This window comes from Exiguobacterium aurantiacum (assembly GCF_024362205.1).
Taxonomy (GTDB): domain Bacteria; phylum Bacillota; class Bacilli; order Exiguobacteriales; family Exiguobacteriaceae; genus Exiguobacterium; species Exiguobacterium aurantiacum_B.
Genome location: NZ_CP101462.1, coordinates 632522 through 658502, shown reverse-complemented (window position 1 = coordinate 658502; position 25981 = coordinate 632522). Strand labels below are relative to the sequence as shown.

General features: G+C 49.5%; 22 protein-coding genes. 7 read left to right on the top strand and 15 right to left on the bottom strand.

From position 1 onward, the window contains the following. Positions 1-10: 10 nt before the first annotated feature. From NMQ00_RS03480 to NMQ00_RS03415, 14 genes are all read right to left on the bottom strand, one after another. Positions 11-1141, bottom strand: a complete 1131-nt coding sequence (locus NMQ00_RS03480; RefSeq protein WP_255177945.1) for a glycosyltransferase family 4 protein — start codon at positions 1139-1141, stop codon at positions 11-13. Continuing rightward, on the bottom strand, positions 1138-2295 hold the full coding sequence (gene wecB, locus NMQ00_RS03475; protein ID WP_255177944.1) for a non-hydrolyzing UDP-N-acetylglucosamine 2-epimerase: 1158 nt from the start codon (positions 2293-2295) through the stop codon (positions 1138-1140). Before wecB ends, NMQ00_RS03480 begins: the two co-directional genes overlap by 4 nt. Beyond that, positions 2222-3406: a polysaccharide biosynthesis C-terminal domain-containing protein gene (locus NMQ00_RS03470; RefSeq protein WP_255177943.1), complete on the bottom strand. Its 1185-nt coding sequence runs from the start codon at positions 3404-3406 to the stop codon at positions 2222-2224. Before NMQ00_RS03470 ends, wecB begins: the two co-directional genes overlap by 74 nt. Next, positions 3403-4428: a polysaccharide biosynthesis protein gene (locus NMQ00_RS03465; RefSeq protein ID WP_255177942.1), complete on the bottom strand. Its 1026-nt coding sequence runs from the start codon at positions 4426-4428 to the stop codon at positions 3403-3405. Before NMQ00_RS03465 ends, NMQ00_RS03470 begins: the two co-directional genes overlap by 4 nt. A 191-nt stretch (positions 4429-4619) precedes the next feature. Further along, the gene (locus NMQ00_RS03460; protein ID WP_214834828.1) at positions 4620-6161 is read right to left on the bottom strand and encodes an oligosaccharide flippase family protein; all 1542 of its coding nucleotides are present in this window, start codon (positions 6159-6161) and stop codon (positions 4620-4622) included. A 15-nt stretch (positions 6162-6176) separates the two neighbouring features. Then, entirely contained in the window at positions 6177-7241 is a 1065-nt protein-coding gene (locus tag NMQ00_RS03455; RefSeq protein ID WP_255177941.1) for an EpsG family protein, read from the bottom strand. Positions 7242-7262: 21 nt separating this feature from the next. Further along, positions 7263-8198 (bottom strand): glycosyltransferase family 2 protein, encoded by a 936-nt coding sequence (locus NMQ00_RS03450; protein WP_255177940.1) that lies wholly within the window; start codon positions 8196-8198, stop codon positions 7263-7265. Beyond that, a complete protein-coding gene (locus tag NMQ00_RS03445) occupies positions 8141-9412 on the bottom strand; it encodes a glycosyltransferase (RefSeq protein WP_255177939.1) in 1272 nt (423 codons plus the stop codon). The genes NMQ00_RS03450 and NMQ00_RS03445 overlap by 58 nt, the downstream gene beginning before the upstream one ends. A 12-nt stretch (positions 9413-9424) precedes the next feature. Beyond that, positions 9425-10129: a CpsD/CapB family tyrosine-protein kinase gene (locus NMQ00_RS03440; RefSeq protein ID WP_214718244.1), complete on the bottom strand. Its 705-nt coding sequence runs from the start codon at positions 10127-10129 to the stop codon at positions 9425-9427. Next, the gene (locus tag NMQ00_RS03435; RefSeq protein WP_214718245.1) at positions 10092-10868 is read right to left on the bottom strand and encodes a YveK family protein; all 777 of its coding nucleotides are present in this window, start codon (positions 10866-10868) and stop codon (positions 10092-10094) included. Before NMQ00_RS03435 ends, NMQ00_RS03440 begins: the two co-directional genes overlap by 38 nt. A gap of 133 nt (positions 10869-11001) precedes the next feature. After that, a complete protein-coding gene (locus NMQ00_RS03430) occupies positions 11002-12159 on the bottom strand; it encodes a glycosyltransferase family 4 protein (RefSeq protein WP_255177938.1) in 1158 nt (385 codons plus the stop codon). 13 nt (positions 12160-12172) lie between these two features. Then, complete coding sequence (locus NMQ00_RS03425; protein WP_214718250.1) at positions 12173-13225, bottom strand: glycosyltransferase family 2 protein; 1053 nt, start codon at positions 13223-13225, stop codon at positions 12173-12175. Between the two features lie 175 nt (positions 13226-13400). Then, on the bottom strand, positions 13401-14306 hold the full coding sequence (locus tag NMQ00_RS03420) for an NAD(P)-dependent oxidoreductase (protein ID WP_255177937.1): 906 nt from the start codon (positions 14304-14306) through the stop codon (positions 13401-13403). Further along, positions 14303-15148, bottom strand: a complete 846-nt coding sequence (locus NMQ00_RS03415) for an aldolase/citrate lyase family protein (RefSeq protein WP_255177936.1) — start codon at positions 15146-15148, stop codon at positions 14303-14305. Before NMQ00_RS03415 ends, NMQ00_RS03420 begins: the two co-directional genes overlap by 4 nt. Before the next feature lie 282 nt (positions 15149-15430). On the opposite strand from NMQ00_RS03415, the gene NMQ00_RS03410 reads away from it, so the two are divergent. Further along, entirely contained in the window at positions 15431-16078 is a 648-nt protein-coding gene (locus NMQ00_RS03410) for an acetyltransferase (protein WP_255177935.1), read from the top strand. A gap of 39 nt (positions 16079-16117) precedes the next feature. Here NMQ00_RS03410 and NMQ00_RS03405 read toward each other — a convergent pair whose 3' ends face one another. Continuing rightward, a complete protein-coding gene (locus NMQ00_RS03405; RefSeq protein ID WP_255177934.1) occupies positions 16118-16573 on the bottom strand; it encodes a hypothetical protein in 456 nt (151 codons plus the stop codon). 266 nt (positions 16574-16839) lie between these two features. Between NMQ00_RS03405 and NMQ00_RS03400 the strand changes: the two genes are divergently transcribed. The 6 genes from NMQ00_RS03400 (at position 16840) to NMQ00_RS03375 (ending at position 25963) form a co-directional block, all read left to right on the top strand. Continuing rightward, on the top strand, positions 16840-17913 hold the full coding sequence (locus tag NMQ00_RS03400; RefSeq protein WP_255177933.1) for a hypothetical protein: 1074 nt from the start codon (positions 16840-16842) through the stop codon (positions 17911-17913). Beyond that, a complete protein-coding gene (locus NMQ00_RS03395; RefSeq protein ID WP_255177932.1) occupies positions 17894-18751 on the top strand; it encodes a diguanylate cyclase domain-containing protein in 858 nt (285 codons plus the stop codon). Before NMQ00_RS03400 ends, NMQ00_RS03395 begins: the two co-directional genes overlap by 20 nt. Further along, entirely contained in the window at positions 18741-20438 is a 1698-nt protein-coding gene (locus NMQ00_RS03390) for a DUF2334 domain-containing protein (RefSeq protein WP_255177931.1), read from the top strand. Before NMQ00_RS03395 ends, NMQ00_RS03390 begins: the two co-directional genes overlap by 11 nt. Before the next feature lie 3 nt (positions 20439-20441). After that, positions 20442-21689, top strand: coding sequence for a glycosyltransferase family 2 protein (locus tag NMQ00_RS03385; protein ID WP_255177930.1), 1248 nt, complete (start codon positions 20442-20444; stop codon positions 21687-21689). 12 nt (positions 21690-21701) lie between these two features. Next, a complete protein-coding gene (locus NMQ00_RS03380; RefSeq protein WP_255177929.1) occupies positions 21702-23747 on the top strand; it encodes a hypothetical protein in 2046 nt (681 codons plus the stop codon). A 308-nt stretch (positions 23748-24055) separates the two neighbouring features. After that, positions 24056-25963: a beta-glucoside-specific PTS transporter subunit IIABC gene (locus NMQ00_RS03375; RefSeq protein WP_255177928.1), complete on the top strand. Its 1908-nt coding sequence runs from the start codon at positions 24056-24058 to the stop codon at positions 25961-25963. The last annotated feature ends 18 nt before the right edge of the window (positions 25964-25981 follow it).

The following is a 25981-nucleotide window of genomic DNA, read 5'->3' as shown; positions in this document are numbered from 1 at the left end:
CGTCTCTCCTTTACGAAATGATTTGTTTCGCGCGTAACGTGTCATAGTATCCTTTGGCAGTGACATCGTTTCGATGGAACTTGACGAGTTCCCGCGATAACATGCCATGTTCGATGAGACGCTCTGGATGTTCGAGGTACTGTTCGATTCCTCGTTCAATCGATTCGACCGTGACGTCACACATGTAGCAGTTCTTTCCGTCGACGGAGTGATGGGAGACGTTATTGATTTGATCGCTGATGACGACCCCCATCCCCGAGGCTCTTGCTTCGATGATGGTCCCGTTCCCGTTCGAATACGTGGCCGGTAGGACCAAGATGTCCGCTTGTTCATACACTTTTGGCATCTCGTCCCACGCCCGAATCTCATCTAAGAAGTGGACGTTCTTCAAATCATGTTCTGCGATGTATGCTTTACACGCCTCGAGCTGTTGCCCTGAATTGTTCAAATAGAGTTCGAGGGAATAACGTTTTGATAAATTCCGATACGCCTCTAACACGAGCAGCGGCTGATAGCGTTCGACGAGTCGATTCGCAAACAAAAGTTTGAACGTATCGCCCGGCTGTTTCCGTCTCAACCCATGATCGAAGTAAGCATCGATGTCCTGTGCATACGTCGCATGCACAACTTTTTCAGGATTAAACCCGAGATGGTCCTTGAATTGATCGACCGCTACCGTCCCCATCCCGAAATATAAGTCGGCGTCCTTGAACATCCAGTGCAACAGTTTCGTTTTGTATGGATTATCCTGAGGATTTGTCAGCCGAGCGGAAGGATCATCATCGTTTTGCAACGGACGAAGCGGTTCGCTCATGATGACGGTTTTGATTCCGAACAGTTTTGCCATTCTCACGATAACGGCATGGCCGGCCATGAATCCGCCGAGCAAGATGACGTCCGGTTTGAACCGAATCAGCTCCGGAATTAATCCGAGCGAGAGATAGCCGATTTTTGGGAACCATTTCGAGTACTTCAGCACCTGACACTTTTCTCCGAGCGGAATCTTCCACCAATCCGGTCGGTTTTGATCGAGATGCTCATAAAACCAAAATTCAGCGTCGAAATATTCCTCTAGTGCGTAACATAGCTTCACTTGGTAAGGGGAAGCGATGTTCCCGATAAAGATGAGTTTTTGTTTCATCGTTCACCCTCCTTTACGGTTTGACGGGGATCGGTCGTGCCTTTCCATACTTCGCGTCGGACGTAGTCCGTATACGAGATCAAAATCCGTACCACTTTGTCCGAGACGTTCGGCATACTGTAGTCACTAACGATGCGAGGCCGCTCCTGCTCCATGACGACCGACAATCCTTGTAAGATCCGTTCTTTTTCAAGGCCGACCATCAAGACGGCCCCTTCTTCCATCGCCTCCGGTCGCTCATGCGTCTCTCGGATATTCAACCCTCTTAACCCGAGAATGGAGGACTCTTCGCTGATCGTTCCGCTGTCACTGAGCACGGCTTTGGCGTGCAGTTGAAGGTGGTTGTAGTCGACGAATCCGAGCGGCTTGAGGAGCCGGACCAACGGATGGAACGAGACGTTCAATTCATGGATTCGCTTCATCGTCCGCGGATGGGTGCTGACGATGACCGGTAGTCCATACTGCGCCGCAATCGCGTTCAAACTGTCGACGAGCGCCAAAAAGTGTGTGTCGGAGTTGACGTTCTCTTCGCGATGCGCCGAGACGATGAAGTAGTGGTCCGGAGTCAAATCGAGTCGGCTCAGTACGTCCGACAGTTCAATCGCCTCTCGTTTCGACATCAAAACCTCGAACATCGGGCTTCCCGTCTTGATGATTCGTTCCGCCGGAATCCCTTCGCGGAGAAGGTATTCCCGGGCAATATCGCTATACGTCAAATTCACATCCGCAGTATGGTCGACAATCTTCCGATTAATTTCTTCCGGGACGCGTTGGTCGAAGCAACGGTTTCCCGCCTCCATATGGAAAATTGGGATTTTCCGGCGTTTGGCCGCAATCGCCGCGAGACAAGAGTTTGTATCTCCGAGAATCAACACCGCGTCCGGACGTTCGAGCTCGAGCACGGGATCGACTTGGATGAGGATGTTGCCGATCGTCTCAATCGGGCTTCCCGTCGCTGAATTGAGGAAGTAGCCCGGTTTTCGTAAAGCGAAATCCTGGAAGAACACTTCATTCAATTCATAGTCATAATTTTGCCCCGTGTGCACGAGGACGTGCTCGATCGCCTCAGAGTGTTCCAGCTTATGAATAACGGCCGACAGGCGTATGATTTCGGGACGCGTCCCGACGATGGTCATCACTTTGAGTCGTTTCATCTTGCACCTCCATAAAGTATGTGTCCGGGTTGTTCGGGTCATAGGCCTCATTCACCCATATGACGGTCACCAAGTCGGTCGTTCCGATGTTTTCAATGTTGTGTGTATAGCCGGTCGGGATATCGAGCACACGCATCATCTCTCCCGTGACGTGATACGTATGGACCTCGTTCTCTCCGACCTGACGGAAGCGAATCAACGCCTCGCCGCTGACTACAAGGAACTTCTCATTTTTCGTGTGGTGCCAATGGTTCCCTTTCGTGATCCCGGGCTTGGCCACGTTGATCGATACTTGTCCCCGGTCCGGCGTCCGGATGAATTCAGTGAACGAACCCCGCGCATCTTCATTCAGCTTCAAATCATAGGCGAAGCGGTCGACAGGCAAATAACTGAGGTACGTGCTATACAACTGCTTCGTAAACGCATCATCGAGTTGCGGGACGGCCAGGCTCCGCCGGCTGTCTTTGAACGTCTGTAACAGACCGGCGATTCGGCCGAGTTCGATTGGCGGATGGATTGCCACTTCTTCCTCATACACAGCCGGCTTTCGTCCTCTCGCATCGAGCAAGCCGACCAACGTATCGAGCACGTCATCGATGTACGCCAGTTGTACGGTACGTGCCGGGTCATGGATTTCTAACGGCAAGTCACGTGCGACCCGATAACAAAACGTCGCGACGACACTGTTATAGTTCGGGCGTCCCCACTTTCCGAACAGGTTCGGGAAGCGGAACAGATAGATGGTGCGTCCCGTTTTCTCATGCGCGTGCCTCAAGACGTTCTCCGCCGCGCGTTTACTGCGTCCGTACGGATTGTCCCGAGTCGCTTGAATCGAGGAGGCGAACATGATTGGCGCATTATTCTCACAAGATGCCAACGTCTCAAGCAATCGCTCGGTGGATCCCGTGTTCCCTTCTACAAAATCGGTTTCAATTTCCGAGCGGTTCACCCCGGCCAAGTGATAGACGAACTCAGCGTGTTGGCAAAATTGTTGAAATTCGCCCTCCGACGTATCGCGCGTGGAGGAGAATACCTCATGGCCCCGCGCGGTTAATTCGGCGACTAGATTCTTGCCGATGAATCCAGCTGCCCCGGTGACGAGAATCTTCATGATACTTTCACCCAGCTCGCGAGCTCTTGTTGAATGTAAGGGAGGGTCAGCAACAGTTGCTTCACTTGCTCGACGTTCAACTGTTCCGTGTTGGCCGAGTTGTATTCGCCCTCGACCGTCAAGCGCTTGCTGCCTTCGTTGAAATATTTATCGTAGTTCAAGTCGCGTGTGTCAGCCGGTACCCGGTAGAAACCGCCCATGTCCTCAGCGACGACATTCTCTTCACGTGTCAATAACGTCTCGTACGACTTCTCGCCATGCCGTGTGCCGATGACTTTGATCGGGTTGTTGGCATGGAACAGTTCAAGTAGCGCTTGGGCCAATACCCCAATCGTGGACGCAGGAGATTTCTGAACCATGATGTCTCCCGCATGAGCGTTCTTGAAGGCGAAGACGACGAGTTCGACCGCATCTTCGAGACTCATCAAGAAACGTGTCATGAACGGGTCCGTCACGGTCAACGGCTCGCCTCGTTTGATTTGATCCACGAATAGCGGGATGACAGAACCCCTTGACGCCATCACGTTTCCATAGCGCGTTCCGCAAATCAACGTTTGATTTGGCCCGACCGCTTTTGCTTTGGCGACGAACACTTTTTCCATCATCGCCTTGGAGATACCCATCGCGTTGATTGGATAGGCCGCCTTGTCGGTCGACAGGCAGATGACCTTTTGGACTTTTTGCTCGATGGCCGCGTTCAAGACGTTATCCGTCCCGAGTACGTTCGTCTTCACTGCCTCTAAAGGAAAGAACTCGCAGGAAGGGACTTGTTTCAACGCCGCCGCGTGGAACACATAATCGACCCCATACATCGCGTTGCGCACACTGTTCACATCCCGCACATCCCCGATATAAAATTTGAGTTTGTCGTCATGATAGAGTTTGCGCATATCATCCTGTTTCTTCTCATCTCGTGAAAAGATTCGAATCTCTTTAATATCCGTTTTCAGGAAGCGCTGCATGACGGCGTTTCCGAATGAGCCTGTGCCCCCTGTGATCAATAAAGTTTTATTTTTAAACATTGCGAATCCTCTCCTTTGTCGTGATGTCAGTGGCTTCTAAAGGTGATAGGAAAATTGAGTGGGAAACAATTGCAATGATGGTGATACTATCGTGTTACCCGTCTCATTGTGAGAATAGGAAAGAAATGTTTAACATTTTTTTGAAAGATGACATGTCTAATGTTTGTGCTCCACGAAAAAAGACACCCCGTTCAGGATGTCTTTGATGCATGACGGACAAACCCACGCAACAGTTCTTTTTCATCATCCCGAAACGTGAAGATCCATAAGAAGAGAAAGTAGGCGCCACCTAGTGCAATCGCTTTAAACAGGAAATGGACGAGCGACTCGACAGGCAAGTACCTTTGGAGCAAGAAGCCGAGAATTCCTAGAAACATCAAAGCCGGTGCAATCTTCACATGACATTCATAGAAAAATTTCCACATACTCAATTTTAAAACGCGGACATACACGACGTTCATGAAAATCACAGTGCCAATCAAGTTACCGACCAATATGGCACTCGCAGCACCGATCGCCCCGTAATGCGGCGACAAGAGCAGTGACAAAATCACACTGACCGTTGCGACGATGAGCGACGCGAACGCCCGGTATTTGATTTGATTGACCGCAATCAACGTCGTATAGGCGATTTCTTGGGTCAGCGTGATGATTCCTGGGAGAATCAACAACAGGGCGACCGTATAGGATGGGAAGAAGTCTGGACCAACCCAAAGTCCGATAAACTCTCGGCCCATCGTCGCAAAACTGATGATAATCAAGCCGACGATGAACAACTGGATGCGGCCGACACGAATCAACAGATGGTTTAATTCCGACTGGCGATTATAGGTCGTCATGCGTGTAACTTTCGGCAGGAACAGCGATCCAATCGCTGATGAGATAGTCCAAACGTATCCTTCGATGACCATCCCGATCGAGAACAAGGCGATGGAGGCACTGCTCGCCAAAGCCCCGAGAATGGTCGGGGTGATGTTCAAGATGAAGCGTTGGGCGATGGCGATGACGGTCGTCCAAGAGGAGAACGTAAAGATGTCTCGGTACATCGACCGGCTGTTATGCAAAAAGTCAATCGCCGTCTCGGTTTTACGAAGCAGGTAAATCCCTTTCCCGATGATAATGGATAGACCGACGATGGCGTTGACGAAGACGAGCGCATATAAGCCGAATCCGAACAAGAGCGCCCCGACCATCAAGACGACGGTCGACACTTTTTCCATCAAGTTGAACCAGTTGAGGACGACGAACCGTTCATTCGCGATAAAAATTCCGTTGAATGGTTTGGTCGGGAACAAGACGACGATGTAAAAACCGACCATGATGTACAACACTTGGAGCGTCTCCACTTCAGCAGGCGATAAACTTGCGTAAATCGTGTCGATCATCAGATAGACCCCGATCAGAACGAGGCCAATCAACACCGCAATCCCGATAAACAGTTTGAAGGCGACACCGAGAAAGCGAGACGCCCCTTCTGAATCCCCGAGCGCGTGGTATTTTGATAGGAATCGCGACACCGCCGCCTCTAAGCCGAAGTCCATGGCGAAGATGCTGACGAGTGATAGCGAAAGCATATAGAGTCCGTAGTTCGCCTTCCCAATCTCTGCAATCATCCATGGTGTGTAGAACAGACCGGCGAGAATATTGAATCCGATGGCGGCGTAAGACATGAGGACGCCAATCTTGATTTGACGTGAGCTTTTTTGTTCATCGAACTCCACTTTCGTCGTCATCAGATTCCCCTCCCCTTATTTCTGTTGCCAAAAGAACATATAAAGCGGTTCGTTACGGACGAACAAGAGCAATAGCATCGTGATGGCCACGTAATAGACGAGCAGGCGCTCCCGACGTTCGAAAGAACGGAGCAGTTCTGGGATCAATAGCATGACAAACACTGAGAAATACTGGACGATTCGCATCATCGAGGGGTTGATGAACGTAAGCGGCAGAAAGCAAAGGGCGAGCAACAAGGCGTTCAAATAATGGGTCACATTCGGGTTGACCGCGATCATCTGTTCACGCCGCCAGAGTGATACGACCGTGATTAAAATCAAGATCATCGAGAAGTTAAAGGTACCTGCCCCCGTGTAGTACTCATATTCGTCATAACCGCTGATGGTGCGGAAAAATTCGAACAGTTGAACCCGAAAGACGAACAGGAATGGAATCAACGCTCCCATAAACAGCAGATAGCGTGATGTGATCGTCTTTGTGGCCAAGAAATAGAATGGAAGGAAGACGAGAGCGGATTGATGAATCGTCGCCGCAAGCAATACGATCCCGAGAAAAGGCCAAAACCGTCTCGTCTGTATAAAGTAGTAGCCAATCAACACGGCAATTGCCGTCGCAATCGTCTGGCGGATGCCCGTGATGGCAAAGAAGGCGTAAAACAATGTCGAAAAGATCAAGAAGCTGAGCAATGGCTCCGTCGAGTTGCGATAAATCCAAACTCCGAACGGAATCAGGAACAAGAGCGCGACCGCCAAGAGGTACCATTGGTAGTTCTCGGTCACGAGTTGAATCGTTTTTTGTAGTAAGTAGTAACCTGGATCGCGTCCGTCCCCTCCGCCGAACAAGACGTTAACAAAATTGTCACCGAGCCGTTCCCATGAGATGCCTTTTGTCTCGTCGAACATCCATTTGTATTGCATCGTGTCAGCACCGACGCTAAAGTGACGAAATCCAGACAATAAAATCCATTGGCATGTCGCAATCGTCACAAACAGCAACTTCCCGTTCTTGATTCCGTCATCACGCAAAAGGAGGGCCGCCCATGCGATCAGAAGCAACATATTGATCAGATAGATCCACATTTCAACTCCTCCTTTTCACGTTTATCGATAGCGAAGATTCATCATGCCGCGATAAAGCGTCAACATCCGATGATAAATGATGGCTGACAGATTCAATCGTTTCTGTTCCATCCGACTCAAATGACGGTGCCCATCAAAGCGCTGCAACAGCTCCTCCCTCACTTCCGGGTCAGTTGAGCGGTACACCGCCTTGAACACCGTTTTGATTTGTGGCGTGGTTGTACTGCTCGTGGCTTCGAGTCGCATCAACAGCCGTTCAAAAAAGCGGGCCGTCTCGATCGGTGCGAGGTCGGCGATTTTTTTGGTTTGTTGCTTCGCGTGGATACGCGTCTTCGAATGCGGTGCCGTCGTCACTTTGAACTGATATCCCGCCAGCGCCAAGTCGACCCAACATACCCAGTCTTGAATGTATCGATACGTCGTCGGGAATCCACCGACTTGTTCAAGCGCTCGTTTCGGAATGAGTAGTGCACAGCCGCTCAAACACGCTTTCAGCAACAGGTAATCAAACATCGCCTCATCTGTGTATACACCTTTCAACTGTCTTCTAGGACGGTAAATAGGCGCACCGGCTTCATCAATCAACGTCGTCCCACAGGATAAGATGTAACGCTGGGCCTGATCACCTAGTTTTCGGAGTTCCTCGACTTGATTATTCACTTTTTCCGGTTCATAAAGGTCGTCATGACTCAGCCATGAGAACCACTCTCCTCGCATCTTCTCAATGCCTAGATTGAGCGCCGTTGATACTCCGCCGTTTGGCTTTTCATAATATCTGATCTGACTCCCAAAGCGACGAGCAATCTCAGCGGTCGCCCCGCCATCGGTCGACCCGTCATTGATCACCAGCACCTCGATTCGCTCATACGTTTGAGCAAGGGCGCTCTCGATGGTTTCTTTTAGATAGTCCACTCCATTGTAGACGGGGATGACGATTGAGACGAGGGGACGTTCCATGCTAGATTCCTCCTTTTATCGTGAACAAGGCTTTCATAAACGTATAGATAATCCATGACCCGCTCTTCCATTGAAAAGGAGGAACGTGCATGTTCGACGCAGGAATCCGCATAGTGTTCCTTGCCGAGTCGCCGAATTTTTTCGATTGCGCCCAATATGTCCTCCATGCGATCGGGAGCTACGACTTCACCACACGTGCTGGGGACCAGCTCTGGGTTCGCTGTCGCATCAAGTACAACGACCGGCGTCCCCGAGGCCATCGCTTCCGCGGTCACTTTCCCGAACGATTCTTCGACCGATAAGTTGAGGAACACATCTGCGAGCGCATAATAGTCAGCCAACTCCTCGATACGATTCGTCGAAGGAATATGAATCACATTCACCGGTAACCTGATGTCGGGAATGTCTCCGACGAGCAACAAACGTGCTTCCGGCAACGCTCGTGCCACTTTTAAGAAATCAGACAACCCTTTTGAATCGTCCCAGGAACTAGCGACGCCTAATAGAATGAAACGGTTTTCGAACCCAAGTGCCGCCCGTATTTCCGACGTGTCCCGAGGGTAGAAAATATCGAGGTCGACCCAGTTATGAATCCGCTGAATCACTTTCGCATTACCGAGGAGCGAGAATCGCGCCTCCATCGTGATCCAATCGGAGACGCCGATGACGGCGAGTCGTGAGATATTTTCGAACCAGCGTTGTTTGTCGTGCCACATCTCGGCAGTCCGATCAAGACCCCAACTCGGATTATCTAATTTGAGTCTTGGACAGCTGCCGCAGCCATCACGCCAACGTTCACAACCGGTCCGTGTATAATGTGTGCACTTCCCGGTGTAAAACCAACAATCATGGAGCGTCAATACCGTCGGCGTGTCGGTGTGACTGAGCCAGTTAAACAAGGTATCGAGATGGATGTAATTGGAGTGAAGATTATGCAAGTGTACGACGTCAGGCTTGTACGATTCGATAAAATCGATGAGTTCAACCGTCGCCCCTTTTGAAAAATAGCCTTGTTTCCCGCTCAAGCGGGACAAGAAGGCATGTCGTTTTTGATCAAGGGATGAACCGATGCGGAACCCGCTTCCCGTATCTGGACCTGTCGCATAAGCGACGACACTCTCATGGCCATGGGCAAGCGCTACGGACGAAATCTCTTTACAGATTCGTCCTGTACTTTTTTCTTCATGGATGGCATTGATGTGTAAAATCCGCATGGTTCTTCCTCCTTACTCATACGTATAGGCGTAGTAGGCGTCCTTGCCGCCTCGTTCCCGCTTGTTCATGACAATCCCTAGCATGTGGGCACCAGACAAGACGAGCTGTTCTTTCGCCTTTAACACGAGGTCTCGGTTTGAATTATCACAACCGACGACGAGGATTGTCCCGTCGGTCTCACTCGCAAGCAGTCGGCTGTCCGCCACGTGCATGAGCGGCGGCGCATCCAAGATGATCAAGTCGTACTTTTCCTTCACCTCATCCAACAGTTGCTTCATCATCGGCGATGCGAGCAACTCCGACGGGTTAGGTGGGATTGGACCCGCTGCCAACAAATGAAGCTTCGGTACTTTCGTCATTTGAACCGAACGATCAAACGTTGTCCGTTTGGCGAGGACAGTGGACATTCCCGTTTGACCCGAAAGCTGAAATGTGAAATGGACCGTCGGCTTGCGCATATCACAGTCCATAAGTAACACTCGTTTTCCAAGCTGGGCATAGACGATGGCCAAGTTCGAAGCCGTCGTCGATTTCCCTTCGCCTGGTGAAGCCGAGGTGACGACAATCGTTTGTAACGTGGCCCCAAGCGCCGTGAACTGTAGGTTGGTCCGAATCGTTCGATATTGTTCGGCAATCGGGGATTTAGGATTGGCTAACGTGATGAGTCTGCGCCCGGAATCACGATGTTTGTCTTGTTTCTTTGACAGGTGGAACATGCGGATCGTCTCCTTTCGGCTCTTTGCCAGCCTCAGCTTTTGGTTTTACTACCTTTGGGTTCATATCACGCTTTTCAATGATTGGGATTGAACCGATGACCGGCATGGACAAAATCAGTTCGGCCTCCCGCTCATCATGAATCCGTTTGTCAAACGTGTGACGGATGAGGGCGAGCACCCCTCCAACTATAAAACCTGCGACCAGGCCGAGCGCGGTGTTCATGACGACACTTGGTGCAATCGGTTCGCCTGGTACGACGGCTTCCGATAGGATGCGAACATTGTCGATGTTCATCAAGTCTGGAATTTCATTCGCGAACACCTGAGTGATTACGTTCGCGATGTCAGTCGCCACGACTGGATCGGCGTACTGGACGACAATATTGATGACTTGAGACTCTTCCTCACTTTCAACGAGCAAGATCTCGCTGATATCCGTCGGTGCTTGTGCCACTCGCTCTTGCACTTCATTCAAGATGGCAGGGCTGCGCATGATGACCCGATACGTGTTCACCAATGACAGGGATGATGACACTTGGGCGCTGTCGACGACGTTCGTGCCCGCCTCTTCCTTCGGAACGATCAACACTTGTGTCGAGGCCTCATAGGTCGGTGCGATCACATATTGGCTTAAATAATAGGCGGCACCACCACCGATGAGCATCATGAGCATGAGGAGCAGGACGTTTTTCTTAAATACATTAAATATTTCTGATAATAACATCGTTTGACTTTTCACACGTAAACCCTCCTTCAGACGAAGTTGCCTATACAAAACTCAGACGTGATGATGAGGTCGATCTCTGTCTTACCTTCTTACCCGCCGTTCTCTGCAAATCGAAAAGAAAAGGTTACCATCTTTTCATGAACTATCATGTCGGCTTATCTTGGATAAATTGCGAGTAGATACGCCGCATCTCGTTCTTCGAGCGTTCCACATCGAACGCTTTGACCGATTCGCTGTTATGCAAGCCCATTTGATGCGACAAATCAAAGTCAAGTTGCATCGTGCGAATGGACTTGGCGAAACCTACCACATCTTCCGGGGAGCATTTGTAGCCGGTCACCCCATCAATCGAATAGTCATTGATGCCGTGGACGTTCGATGTGATAAGCGGAAGCCCGGCGGCCATCGCCTCAAGCGCGGCCATACCAAGACCTTCACGTTTCGAGGGGAAGACAAAGCAGTCCGACGCCTTCATCACTTCAATCACGTCATCTCGGAAACCGAGCAATCGGACTTGTCGTTCGAGTCCAAGTTCACGGACGAACCGGTCGAGATGATCCTTATTCTCCCCTGTCCCGGCAATCAAATAATGGAGCGTCGGCTCGTTCAACGTGGCAATGGCCCGGATGATCGTTTCGTGGTTCTTGTTTTCATTCAACTCGCCGACCGACAACAAGACGAAATCCGTGTCGGTGTCGATGCCGAGCGTTCGACGTTTTGCGGGCCGGTCGATCGTGACCGCCTCGATTTTCTTCGTGTCGACCCCGATCCCGGGGATTCGGAACGTATGCGACGTTTTGAACGTTTGCGCCCGTGAAAAGTCCTCTTCGTTGATGGTGACAATCGTATCGGTCATCCGGGCAAGCGTTCGTTCGACCGGATAATAGAGCATCCAGTTGAGGGATGGGCTGCCTTTGAAGAAGTGAAAGCCATGGGCCGTGTACATGCACGGGGTATGCGTCTGACGCGCGACGAGCCGCCCGATGACCCCGCCGATCGGCGAGTGACAGTGGATGAAGTGATACCGGTTCGCCGTCATCACGGCCTTCAACTGTTGATAGGCCCGGACGTGGCCGTTCATCTTCTTGATGTCGCGCTCGAAATCGATTTGGAACAAAGTGACCCCGTTCGCCTCTAAATCCTGTTTGATGCGGGCTATCTTCTCAGGCGAATACATGCTGCCCCACTCGAAGTTCGTGGCGACATGCACTTCGTAGTTCATCTCTTGGAGCATTCGGATGTTGTCCCGGTTAAAGCTTTCGATCATGGAGACGACCGAGGCGACCATGAGTACTCGTTTCATCACTCTCTCCTCCTCACACGCGTTTCCGTAAGTAGTCGACACCACGCAACATCAAGACGAGCGGGACCGTTTTTTCATGTTTACAAAGCTGAAAGAACGTCCGCCACTTCATATCGAAATATTGCATGTCCATCTGCGAATAGGCTCGTTTGTACTCTTCGTTTCGGAGCACTTGCTTGAGGGATTCGGCTTGATCGATAAACGACTTTGGTGCCGCCAGTTCATTTAGCCCGATTCCAATCATACTGAGTGCGATTCGATTATAGAGCGCCCGATTGTACTCCTCTCCGAGCTGGTGCGTCTCGATATAACGCATTAAAATACGGAAAAACTGTAACCGTGAGTTGATAAGCTCTTTATTGTAGGAGCTGGTTTCCGAATCCGCATTCGTTTTTCGATAGTGGTAGACTGGATAGTCGATATAGATAAATCGCTGGCAATGCTCCAACGCCTGGATTTGAAAATATAAATCGATGAACGTGCCGTATGGGCCGCCAAACGACAAATGTTTGATGAGGTCACGATGATAGAGCGTGATGCAATTTGAATTGAGCGCATCCACGGTTTCTGGATGAGCGAGCTCCTCACCGACGAGTCCGAACAGACGGCGATGGACATAACGTCTCGTTTCCTCTGCGTCATACGACAAAAAGTCCGCTTCAAAGATTCGTTTAGGAAGTGAACGCCCTTCGTATTCGCGCACATACGTCCCCATGACCGCATCGGCACGTTCAGCCTCCGCGTGCTCGACCATTAATCGAATCGCATCTAGATCGAGCCAATCGTCGCTGTCGATAAACATGATATACTCGCCCGATGCCATTTGAAGACCTCGATTCCGGCAAGACGAGCATCCTCGATTCGTCTGACTCAGGACACGAACCCGCGGGTCCTTATCGTAGCTCAATGCAATGTCGAGACTGTGGTCCGTACTGCCGTCATCGATACATATGATTTCGAGATGAGGATACGTTTGGTGGACAAGGCTATCGAGACACTGTCTCAAAAAGGCGCTTGTATTGTAGATGGGTACGACCAGGCTGATGAGGGGGGTAAGGCTTGGCATGTGGGTCACTCCTTCTAGGTTGTCGTTTCATGATGTGAGTGAAAAGCGGGTGTGATTCTATCATCGTTGTTCCCGTAAGCTCTTTCAGGTAACTCACAAACGGAATGAGCCGTGGATAATCTTTTTGTGAAGTATAAAAAACGAAAAAAGCCGACCCTTCGGTCAGCTTTGCAAATTACTGTAACTGTTCTTGTCGCAAGTTGTGAAAGATGTTGTTGAACAGTCGCTCATTCACGCGGTCCGACACGTACGAGTTGTGTGGGGTGAGCGACACCCATTCGAAGTTATAGAGCGCGTGATCGGATGGTAGTGGCTCCGTCTCGAAAACATCCAAGGCGACCCCGAAAAACTTACCTTCCTCGAGTGCGGCGATGAGCGCCTCCTCGTCGATGATTGATCCGCGCGCGACGTTCAATAAGACGGCGTCTTCCTTCATCGACGCAATCGCCCCTTCGTCAATCACATGATACGTGTCATCGGTGAGCGGCAAGGCGACGACGACGACATCGCTTTCCGCCAAGACGTCGTGCAGTTCATCCATCAGCACGTAACGATCGACGAACGGCACCTGTTTCTCACGATGCCCGACACCGATGATTTTCATATCAAACGCCCGGAGCCGTGTCGCGACCGCCTCTCCGACATGACCGAGTCCGAGCAAGGCCACGGTCTTTCCGGTCAATTCACGCAATCGGCGCTCTTTCTCCCAATGCCGGTTTGCCTGCTTCTCCCGGAACGCCGCCCCGTGCTTCATGAAGTCGAGCAGTTGCCAGACGACCCATTCGGCCATCGGCACGGCGTACGTGTCACCGGCATTATAAATGCGGATGTCTCGCTCCTCGAGCTCGTCGAGCGGGAGACGATCGAGTCCGGCGCTGACGGCTTGGACGAACCGTAGCCGTTCAAAATCGTCGACGTGACAATACTGAAACACATTATTACAAATCAAGCCCTCGACTTCGGAGACGTCGATGTCCGTCACGTCCGCCTCTTCGCGGAGCGTCGTCACCGAATAGCCGAGTTGTTCGAGTTTTGCGAGTTGTTCAGGAGCCAACCGCACTCCTGTCGACAGCAAATTCATGACAAAATTCCTTTCCGGTTCTGGATTTCCGTCGTGATGGCGAGCACGGTCGAGACAAGGTTCAACCGGTTCAATTCCAACCACTCCGGAGTCGCGTGTTCGAGCTGTTGCTCGTACGCTCTAATTTTCCATACCCCTTCTTGGAAGATTTGTGCCTGTTTAGCATCAAATTTCCCAATTGCCCCAATATTACAAAAACTGCGCGATAGGATGGCGAGCGACGAACCGAGCCTCACGTGTTCCCCAAGCACCTTCTCGGCTGGAAGCTTTCCTTCCCCGACGCGAGCGACGCCGCCGAATCCGTATGGGATTCCCGATGCTTGAATTTGACGAGTGACTGCCTCGACTGTCCCATCGGCAAGCGGCTCGAATAGGAAACTTTGACCGTAACTCAAATGGAGGTCGTTCAAGCCAATATGGATATAATCGATGCCTGGTAATTTGAGAACGTCCGGCATGCAGGCGACGGCCTCTTTCGTTTCGCACAATAAACAGACCTTGGCCCTCTTATCGACAAGTTCGATGAACATCGCGACTTCGTCGACCGTCTTATAGTACGGCAACATGATGACGTCCGCGCCGCGATTGACGACTTCATTGATTTCATAGCGCGAGCCTTGAAAAATCGGATTGACGCGCACGAGCAGCTCGGCATGCTTCAAGACCGCACGCAACCGGCTTACATCACGAATCGCGTGGCGTGAGATGACCGTATCGAGATGACCTTGCCGTTCCTCTTTCCCGTTCAACTCTAAATCGACGAACACCCAGTCGACCCCGTTCTGTTCAGCGAGCAGCGCGATCTCCGGCTGGTTCGTGATATACATCAGTTTCAAAGGCATGGCGAGCACTCCCTCCGTAGATAGATTACTTTAGGAAAATAGCCCGTCTAATAAACAACAAAACGGAAATGTAGATAATCCTTTTGCAATCCAAATCACGCTGTTTCGAATTTTAGAACGTGCGTCATTATATGAAGGCATTCGTTTTCACTTCGAATATGCTTTGATATCAAACTATGTTCGCAACTTCTTTTTGATTTTGTTTTAAATGCGGAGAATCGGAAATAACTAACGTACAAGATAAAATTCGACACGTTTCGGCAAAAAAAGGGGTGGCCAATCATGGAATGGATTGTAATATTTGGTGCAGGCGGTCACGCGCAAGTGTTGATTGATATTCTCGAATTGATGGGCGTCTATCGTATCGCAGGGATTTATGATGATAGTCCATCTCTTTTAGGAAAGTTCATCGCAGGATACCCAGTGTTGGGATTCATTGATTCGAAGATAGTGGTTCAAAGAGGAATCATTGGTGTCGGAGACAACGTCCATCGTGAGTGTATTGCCGAAAAAATTAAGTACCATTACCCAGACTTCAAATTCATCAACGCCATTCATCCGAGCGCCGTCATCGGTAAAAACGTGACGCTCGGTGAAGGCACAGCCGTCATGGCCGGAAGCGTCATCAACCCGAACGCCGTCATCAGCCCCCACAGCATCATCAACACGATGGCGTCGGTCGATCACGACTGTGTGCTCGAACCGTTCGCTTCAATCGCACCAGGTGCCCATCTCGGCGGCAACGTCCGTATAGGGGCCCGTACGTTCATCGGCATGAGCGTGACGGTCATCCACAACGTTCACATCGGCCACGACACGGTCATCGGGGCCGGGTCCACGGTCGTGAAAGACATCCCGAACCACGTCGTCGCCTACGGATCCCCAGCCAAACCGGTCCGGGGGCGGGTCATGAACGAACGCTATCTGTAAGCAAAAACGAGGTCATCCCGCGCCGGGTGACCTCGTTTTTCATTTCAACTCACGATGCAGTTCGCGGTCGGTGATATAGTCTGGCTCGAGCTTCAAGATGACTCGGTCGAAAGCGCGCTGGAGCAGGTACATCCCGCCGACGAGAACAATGAGTGTGAGGAAAACGGACGGTCCCGGTGAACCAAGCTCGTACCATCCCAAGATCGAGTAAAGAATCGCTAAACCAAATAACGTCATCCAAAACGGCAACCGGACGAGCCGTTGATACGTCGCATTATCGTTGAACGAGGCCCGGATTGTGCCGAACCGCCACTCACGAACGAGTAGCGGAATGACGCCAAGAAAACCCAAACTAAGCAAGAGATATTCAGATTGTTCGACCGTCCGGATGAGTGTCCCGGTGATGATGAACGATGCGACTGCTAAAATGATGGCCCAGCGTTGACTTTGTTTCGCATAGTCAACAAGGCGGCGGATATGTTGTTCACGTCTCATTAAAACCCCTCCTATTTTTCATTCATGTATACGGTTAAAAATAAGAATATGTTCCAATTCTCAATTATTTTGTATATTACAGGTTTATGATTGACATCCTCATACAAAATTGAGAAAATCCGAAATAGCTTGTTTTTCGCTGTCCTCATTCTATTTTGTCAAAAGATATAGACCATCTCTTTATTACGCTTCAATCATCGTCCATTCTATCCGATGTACATCATGGAACGATCCCGAACCACATCACAATTATCTAGGAGACTTCAATGCGTAACTTCTTCCCACTTTTCCTCTCCTGTCTGCTCGTGCTCTCAGGATGTTCGGGGGAACCACCTAAAATACCGCCTCAAGACTATGAGAGCGAGTTCCCGGTCGAAACCTTTATCCGAACTCATCTCCTTACCGAAACCGGACTACTTCGCACGAACATCACAGACCGTCAAAACGAATTTTTGTCCGAATCCATCGGCCTGTACCTACTTTTTTTAGTCGAACGTGATCGAGAAAGAGAATTTGCCGATCAAGTCGTTATCCTGACCGACTATTTTCTGGATGAATCGAATCTAGTCGCCTGGCGCCTCGAGCAAAAGGACAAAACAATACTTACTAGTCCTGTGAACGCTTGGATTGATGATGCCCGAATTGTTCATGCTCTCTATTTAGCCGCCACGACATTCGATGAACCGACTTATGCCGAACTCGCAAACAATATTTCCAAATCGCTCACAACGATTGCCACAAAAGAGGGACTTCCTGTTGATTACGTCGATTTGAAGACAAAGGAATCCAGTGACATCCTTACACTCAGCTATTTAGATGAGGCCGCGCTCAAGTTGATGCCTGCTTCGTCCAACCTTTATTCCAATAGTAAGAACCTGCTCGTTGAAGCGCCCACCGATGGGCCATTTTTTGCAAAAGCATATTCGATACAAAATCATACTTACACATTTGATGACGAGATCAATATGATTGATCAACTGTACGTCGCCTTGAGATATGAACAGTTCAATCTCGCTACAGACCGTTTCTATACCTTCTTTAAAGAAGCATTTGAGATGGGGCCAATTTATGGTCGCTACGATCGTAACAACAGAACACCAACTGTCACCTACGAATCACAAGCTGTTTATGCGCTAGCCGTCTTTTATCTGCTTGAGCGTGGTGAAGACGATTTTGCGGAGATCGTGATGGAGCGTCTACGAGACTTAGCCGTCAAAGATAAATCTTCCAATTATTATGGGGGATACATCGATGAACTGACGCAACATACTCACTCATTTGATAATTTATTGCCTTTATTAGCCGAAGGGAGACTTCTCGATGGATACATCGTTCCGTAAGACGAGCCTAGTCAGCATACATGTATGTTTGTTTATGATTTCACTTGTTTTATTTGTTCAATATATACCGGAAATGGGACAAGTTCATACTGAAAGTATCATGTTGATTGCATTCGCAATCGTGTTAAGCCTGTTCACAGGATTGCGGGCGGGATTGTTCACTTCACTCGTCATCCTCTTTTGCTTAGGGAGCCTTTATTTTTGGAATCTCTTTTTCCGTCCTGAAGATCAGTCGTTATTGTTTTCAGAAGCTACCCTTCTTTATTATGGCTTCTGTCTCCTAGCGCTCGTAATCTTAAGTGGCTCGCTTCATGAGCGGGTCAAAGAAATCAGTGATCTGAATCAAACGTTAAGCGAGCAAGTACGTCGCCTCGTTGCAATCGACACGGAAACCGGGCTCGACAATCAAGACAGATTCGTCCTCGAGTTGCAGCTCGAGATCGATCGGACGAGACGGCACGGTGAAGCGTTTACGGTCTTTTTATACAAAATCGATTATTTAACGGAGTTTAAAAAGTTATATGGACAACAAGAGTATGAAAATTTCCTAAACTATTTTAGTAGGCAATTATATATCTCGACACGTACGACCGATAAAAAATTTCGTCTCTCGGTAGAAGAGTTTGCTTTGATTCTACCTCATGCTTCTGAAGAACATATGTCTATTCTGACAAATCGATTCCGTGATATGCTGGGCGACTATAAAACCGAATCCGGAAAAATCGTTACGTTTACCAACCATATTGCACACTATACGGTCACAAAAGAAACTGACATTGAGTCTCCAACAGAGATTCTCAGTTTGATTGGAAACGAGTTGAAGAGCTATGCGTTATAAGTGCCTTACAATTCTATTGCTGTTCCTTCTGTTTCCGACACCAATTGATGCGGCAAAACCTACACATGTCGTCATTGTCTACAGTTCTTCACAAGTGGAGATTCCGCCCGACGTCTATAAGTTAGAGGCGCTCGTGTCTCGCTTCTCTGATGAAATCAAGTTGATTCGGGACACCAATTTACAAGCCGATGCACTGTCAGAGGCTAGCCACATTTTTTATTACGGCGCCTCTACTTCGACATTACCTAAGTCAACCCGTGAGTTGCTAAATCATCCGTCGGTTCCACTATATGCAATCGGTCAAAATTCGGATCAACTGGCTTCTTTCAAAGGATTCGAGATGACTCGAGTCGCCAGAGTCTCCAAATTTCTTCACGCTCGAACGGACCAAAGCCTGTCATTTGATTCCACTGATGTGGTAACGACCGTAAAACCAGACGCTCCATCGATCACCCATGCGAGTGTTGTGCGCAACGATAAAGTGCTACCCGTTCTCATCCAAACAGAAGACAATTTTTACGCCGGAATTGAAAATCTATTAAACCGACCTTCTCTTTTTATTGCGGATAGTCTATTCGATTTCTTCGACGTCGAAGCCGCTCCTGGCCATGTTGGCTACATACGCCTTGAAGATATCAATCCAAGCTCAGATCCTAAGCTCGTCAAAGAAGTCGGCACATATTTATTAGATCGAAGGATTCCGATTATACTCGCCGTCATACCGGTTTATACCGATGCCGCGAATGGAGACACCCTCCGGTTCACGGACCGTCCCGAACTAATCGACACGCTACGCGAACTTGAAGCGCGTGGGGCCACTGTCGTCGCACACGGCTATACACATCAATATCGCTCGTCAGAAACTGGGGAAGGCTTCGAGTTTTGGGACGTAGAAAATAATCAACCCGTTCTATCTCAGCCAGATGAAACGCCACCAAAATTAAAAGGACGTGAGTCGTTTGCAAGTGAATCTGCGTATACATTGTACTTGAATACGCTATTGGAAAAAGAGGCGACGTACATTCACTCGAAGCTATCGAATTCAATTCATGAACTCGTCTCAATCGGTCTTCATCCACTAGGTTTTGAAGCACCACACTACACTATGTCTCATTCAGGTTATGCGTTAACGTCCGAATATTTTACGAATGTGTTCGGTCAAGTACAATGGAGCAATTCCAATTGGGAAGTCATGGGGAGTACACCTTACGTGTCAAAACCGTCTCTCCTTCATGGTATGACACTCTATCCAGAAACGATTGGTTACGTCCGTACTGACATTCCCCGACCCGTTGATGAAATGAGACAGGCTCTCGAGGAGACACTCATCGTCCGCGAGTCGATGATTGGTGCATTCTATCATCCTTATATCGGCACAGAGTATTTACCGGAAGTCGTGGCGTTAATGGAGTCCGTGCCTGGATTTACATGGCTTGATTTACGAACGAGCGACGCACGGGTCCGAACCACTGAGGTTTCAATCCAGGCGGAAGACGGCATGCTCGTGCTTGAGGATAACCGTAGCACCGTTTTGAATCGATTACGCCTGTTGATGCCTCAATCATTTTTAGAGCAAGCACTAACTGCACTAGCGGGCATCACCTTGCTCTTCGTCATCGCATTTTTGACGTACACCCTCTTTTTACGCGCTCAACGTAAAAAACGACTTTTCAAGGAGCGTGGATAAACAATGGCAAATGGTCTATTTCTCTTTTCGCTGATCATGATTTGGACGATGCTGCTGTATCATATGTTTTTAATGCAAGGCGGTTTTTGGCACTTTATGACCTATCAGGCACCGATAGCAGATTGGTCTAAAAAGATGACTGATTTACCGAAAGTATCGGTCCTGATTCCAGCCCATAATGAAGAAGTCGTTGTCGCTGCGACGCTTCGTGCCATGTCGCGCATCGAATACCCGAAAGACAAACTCGAAATCCTACTCATCAATGACAATTCCTCCGATCGCACAGGCGAAATTGCTCAAACGTTTGCGGATAAGTTCCCGTTCATCCATGTGGTGAAGACAACTCCTGCTTTCGCAGGAAAAGGAAAATCGTCCGCTCTCAATTTTGGTCTATCTCAATCGACTGGTGATGTACTCGTCGTATATGACGCGGACAATACGCCAGAAAAAGATGGCGTCTATCATTTGGTGATGGGATTACTGAATGATTCAAAAGCAGGTGCTGTTGTCGGAAAGTTTCGAGTGATCAATGCGTATGAAACGCTGCTCACTCGACTAATCAATATCGAAACGATTTGCTTTCAGTGGATGGCCCAAGCGGGTCGGTGGAAATGGTTCAAAATCGCCACAATCCCGGGTACGAATTTTGCCATTCGACGTTCGATTATCGAGGAGCTTGGGGGTTGGGATGAAAAAGCCCTTGCTGAAGATACCGAGTTGACCATTCGCGTATATGAACTTGGCTGGCATATTCGTTTTTTCCCGGCCGCAGTGACGTGGGAACAGGAGCCCCAAACGCTAAGTGTTTGGTGGAAGCAACGAACACGATGGGCTCGCGGCAATCAATATGTCGTGCTGAAGTTCATGCGCCAACTGTTCTCGTTAAAACGTAAAAAAATCGTATTCGATATTTTCTATTTCTTTTTTACGTATTTTTTATTTTTCTTCGGGGTCATCTTGTCAAACAGTCTATTTGTCATCAATTTATTTGTCGACATCGGTCTTGAAGTCGGCAATATCACACTCGTGCTTTGGATTCTTGCTTTCTTACTATTCGTGACGGAAGTTTTCGTAACACTCAGTATCGAGCGCTCCGAATTTAACTCACAAAACTTTTTCACCGTGATCCTGATGTACTTCACGTACAGTCAGTTATGGATTGTACTCGTCATTTATTCACTCTATTTAGAAATCAAACGTGTGTTATTCAAACAAGAAGTTAGATGGTATAAAACAGACCGTTTTGGTTGAAAGGAAAACGACATGAAATTCTCAATCTCAATTTTACTAAGTGGTATACTGTTCTTCACAGCATTCGCACTACCGGTTCATGCATCTGGCGAAATCACTTCTCCGCTACCAATCAAATCTGCCGACTCCATCAGTGAGCGTGCCTTGACGATAACTGATGACATCTTACCGGGAGAAACATCATCTCGTACGTATACGTACACCGTGTTACGTGATGAGACTGCAAGCAAGTCCAAGTTTCTCTCTTTGGAATGGTCACACTCTGAACTACTCATCCCCCCCTCAGCAGTCACGATTGAAATCGATGGGGAACCGATTCGTTCAATCGCATTGTCAAAAGATTCTGCTGAAGATCGTGTGACGATTCCACTCCGTGATGAGCATTTGACAAAAGGGACTCACGAGATCACCGTTCGGTTTACCGGGATTCTTCGTGGGCGAATGTGTGACACCGGCAATACTTCCGGAAGTTGGTTCACGGTTCGATCTTCCAGCTTTGTCTCGATCGGCAACAAAACCAATTTATCCTTGAACGAATACTCAAGTACCTTTACGCAAACGTTCAACGAAACATTGACTCTCGTGCTACCAGACCGTCCTGACGCAGCTTCATACGAAGCTACCCTATTGCTGTATCGTCAATTAAAAAATGACGCCTCCGACTCGGATAACGTATTGATTCGATATGAGCGGCAACTAAAATCGTTCAAGGGCAACTATATTTTTGTCGGGGAAAAGGACGGCTTTACCGGTCCGGTCGCCACACTCATTGACGATCTTGACACCTCCCTAGAAGATGACGAGATGTTGTTGCAACGCGTCAACTTGGTCGACAAAGGGAATTCAGTCGACGCCCTGTTCGTCCTAACGAACAACTCGGAGTCATTTGAAGGAAAATTAGATCATCTCCTCTTAGAAAGGCACCGCCAACAATTCGATGGGGAAAAACTGATTTTGTCGAGTATACCTGCCTCACAGGCAACAGAAAATGTCGTGTCGCTCCGTACACTCGGTGCATCAGATTTAATCATGAGTGGCGCGCAAGCGAAGAGTGCCAATTATTTTTATCCACTCCCAGTCATCGATACGGCATCGAGTGTAGAAATCGATGTATCGTATAAACTGTCAGAGAGCCTTACGGTAAAGGAAGGAGAGCAATCAACCGCTGAATTGATTGCTTGGATTAACAATGTCCCACATTCAATTCCATTGGATAACGATCCGGACGACATGGGTTTTTATCACCATAAGGTTCGTGTCGCTGCTTCGACTTTGGAACGCGCCACTTTCCTGGATGTATCCTTTGAGGCAAGAGGCCTTCGCTCTGAAGCTCCTTGTACGGACAATGATGTCGATCGCTGGATTTATGTGTCATCGGATAGTGAAGTGACGCTCCCAACAAGTAACGGGAATACAAACAACGAAGTCTTTTTGAATATGGCGAGTCTATTCGCTACTGAAAAAGGTGTGGTGCTCGTCGTGCCGGATGATGACAGTTTGTCCACGTTGAAAAATGTCGCAACGGTCATCAGCGGCTTGCCTGTCACCCCACTCACCCATCAGGTCGAAGTTGTACGGGCAGCGGAACTGGATGAGTCGATTCTTGAAGACCGGTCCGTGATGTTTGTCGGGAATCCAGAAGACGCAGCTATCTTGAAAGAGAAACAAGAAGATTGGATTGTCTCAGGCGACAAAGGCATTGATTTAACACAGTACGGCTTTACCCCTGAGACATCAGCAGAGTATGCGTGGATTCAACCCTCTCCTTGGAATACCGATCGGGCGCTAGTCGTCATAGCAACCACGGACTCGATTGACGCGTCTCTCATGCAAACCTTGGCGTTCCCGAATGAGACGTTCAGCGTAGCTGTTAAAAATCAAAACGGGGCCATCTTTACAAACAGTTCGACGATTTCTGATCAGGCAGATGCAATCAATACCGATGTTGCCGAAACCCGTTCTACGAATTCAATTTGGTACTTTGTCGGGTTTGTTGTCCTGATTGCTCTGACTGTCGGTTTGTTACTCATGATGCGTCGTAGAAAAAAATCAAGCTAAGCCTAAACGAGTGAGGTTCTTCACTCGTTTATTTATTTCCTACAGTTAGTCCACCCTTCTGTAGTTGTGTCCAATAATAGAAATCTGAATATTTGTAAATGTAAGCGTTGACATTTCGTTTTGACACATGCTACATTTCAAGTATCAAATAACAACTGAACGGTCTCCTGCGCAGGAATGTTACCTTTAGTGGGCATAACCTGACTCGAGTCAGATGGCATACGTGATTTCGCGTATCTCATCTGACACGAGTCAGGTTTTTTATTTGACGCAAACCTACAAATCCAACGTAAAGGAAGGGAACGGACATGAAGTATGAACAGCTCGCACGCGACATTATCCAGCAAGTCGGCGGCAAAGAGAACGTCAACAGCGTCGTCCACTGTATCACCCGTTTGCGTTTCAAACTAAAAGACGAAAGCAAGGCGAACACGGAAGCCATCAAAAACATGGACGGTGTCGTCACTGTCATGAAGAGTGGCGGCCAATACCAGGTCGTCATCGGCAACCACGTCCCGGACGTGTATAAAGCGGTCGTCGAAGTCGGCGGCTTCCAAAACCAGTCACCTGTTGACGAAGAGGACGGCCCGAAAGGATCCCTATTCAGCCGATTCATCGATATCATCTCTAGCATCTTCACCCCTGTCCTCGGCGTCTTGGCCGCGACCGGGATGATTAAAGGGTTCAACGCCCTCTTCGTTGCCGTCGGTTGGCTCGACGCCACATCCGGTACGTATCAGCTGTTGAACGCCATCGGCGACTCGTTGTTCTACTTCTTCCCGATCTTCCTCGGCTATACGGCCATTAAGAAGTTCGGCGGCAGTCCGTTCATCGGGATGGCCATCGGGGCGGCGCTCGTCTATCCGACGCTATCGACACTTACGGCCGGTGACCCGCTCTACACCGTCTTCGCTGGCACGATGTTCGAGTCACCGATCCACATCACGTTCCTCGGTGTCCCGGTCATCTTGATGACGTACTCGACATCGGTCATCCCAATCATCATCGCGGCGTTCTTCGCAGCGAAGCTTGAGAAGTTCTTGAAGACGGTCATTCCGGACGTCATCAAAATGTTCATCGTCCCATTATTGACGTTGCTCATCATCGTGCCGCTCACGTTCATCTTGATCGGACCGATTGCGACATGGGCCGGGATGTTGCTCGGCAGCGCCACGGTCGCTGTCTACAACTTGAGCCCGCTCATCGCCGGGATCTTCCTCGGTGGTCTCTGGCAAGTATTCGTCATCTTCGGTTTGCACTGGGGACTCGTCCCGGTCGCCATCAACAACTTGACGTCACTCGGGGCGGACCCAGTCCTCGCACTCGTCTTCGCGGCCTCATTCGCGCAAATCGGTGCCGTGCTCGCAGTCTTCCTTCGCATCAAAAATCAAAAAATCAAAACGCTCTCGATCCCGGCCTTCATCTCAGGGATTTTCGGGGTCACCGAGCCAGCCATTTACGGGGTCACGCTCCCGCTCAAGAAACCGTTCATCATGAGCTGTATCGGTGGTGCCGTCGGTGGTGGGATCATGGGCATCATGGGTACACAAGTGTATATCATCGGTGGACTCGGCGTCTTCGGTTACCCGTCGAACATCTCACCGGAAGGCATCACAACCGGCTTCTACGGTTCACTTATCGGGACGGCCGCCGCCTTCGTCGTCGGTTTCGTCTTGACGTACTTGTTCGGTGGCGTCAACAAAGCGGTCGCCACGACGCCACAATCAGACATCACACCGGTCGCAGAGGAAGTATCAGCCACAAAAGTCGGCCAAGAACAGATCCTTAGCCCGCTCGCCGGGAACGTCGTCAACTTGAAAGACATCTCGGACGTCGCCTTCTCATCCGGTTCACTCGGCCAAGGCGTCGCCATCGAACCGACGGAAGGCAAGCTCGTCGCCCCGGTCTCGGGCACGGTGTCCGCCCTTTTCCCGACGCATCACGCCATCGGCATCACGACCGAGACGGGTGCCGAGGTGCTCATCCATATCGGTATGGACACGGTTCAACTCGAAGGCAAACACTTTAAAGCACACGTCACGCAAGGCGAGTTCGTCGAGAAAGGACAGCTGTTAATCGAATTCGACCTCGACGCGATCAAACGCTCTGGCCGGGCCCTCACGACACCGGTCATCGTCACGAACCGGAAAGTGATTTCACCGAACAAAGCATCACACGTCCAAACGGGCGAACCGATTTTCATCATCAACGAATAATGGTGGGAGGGTACGTCC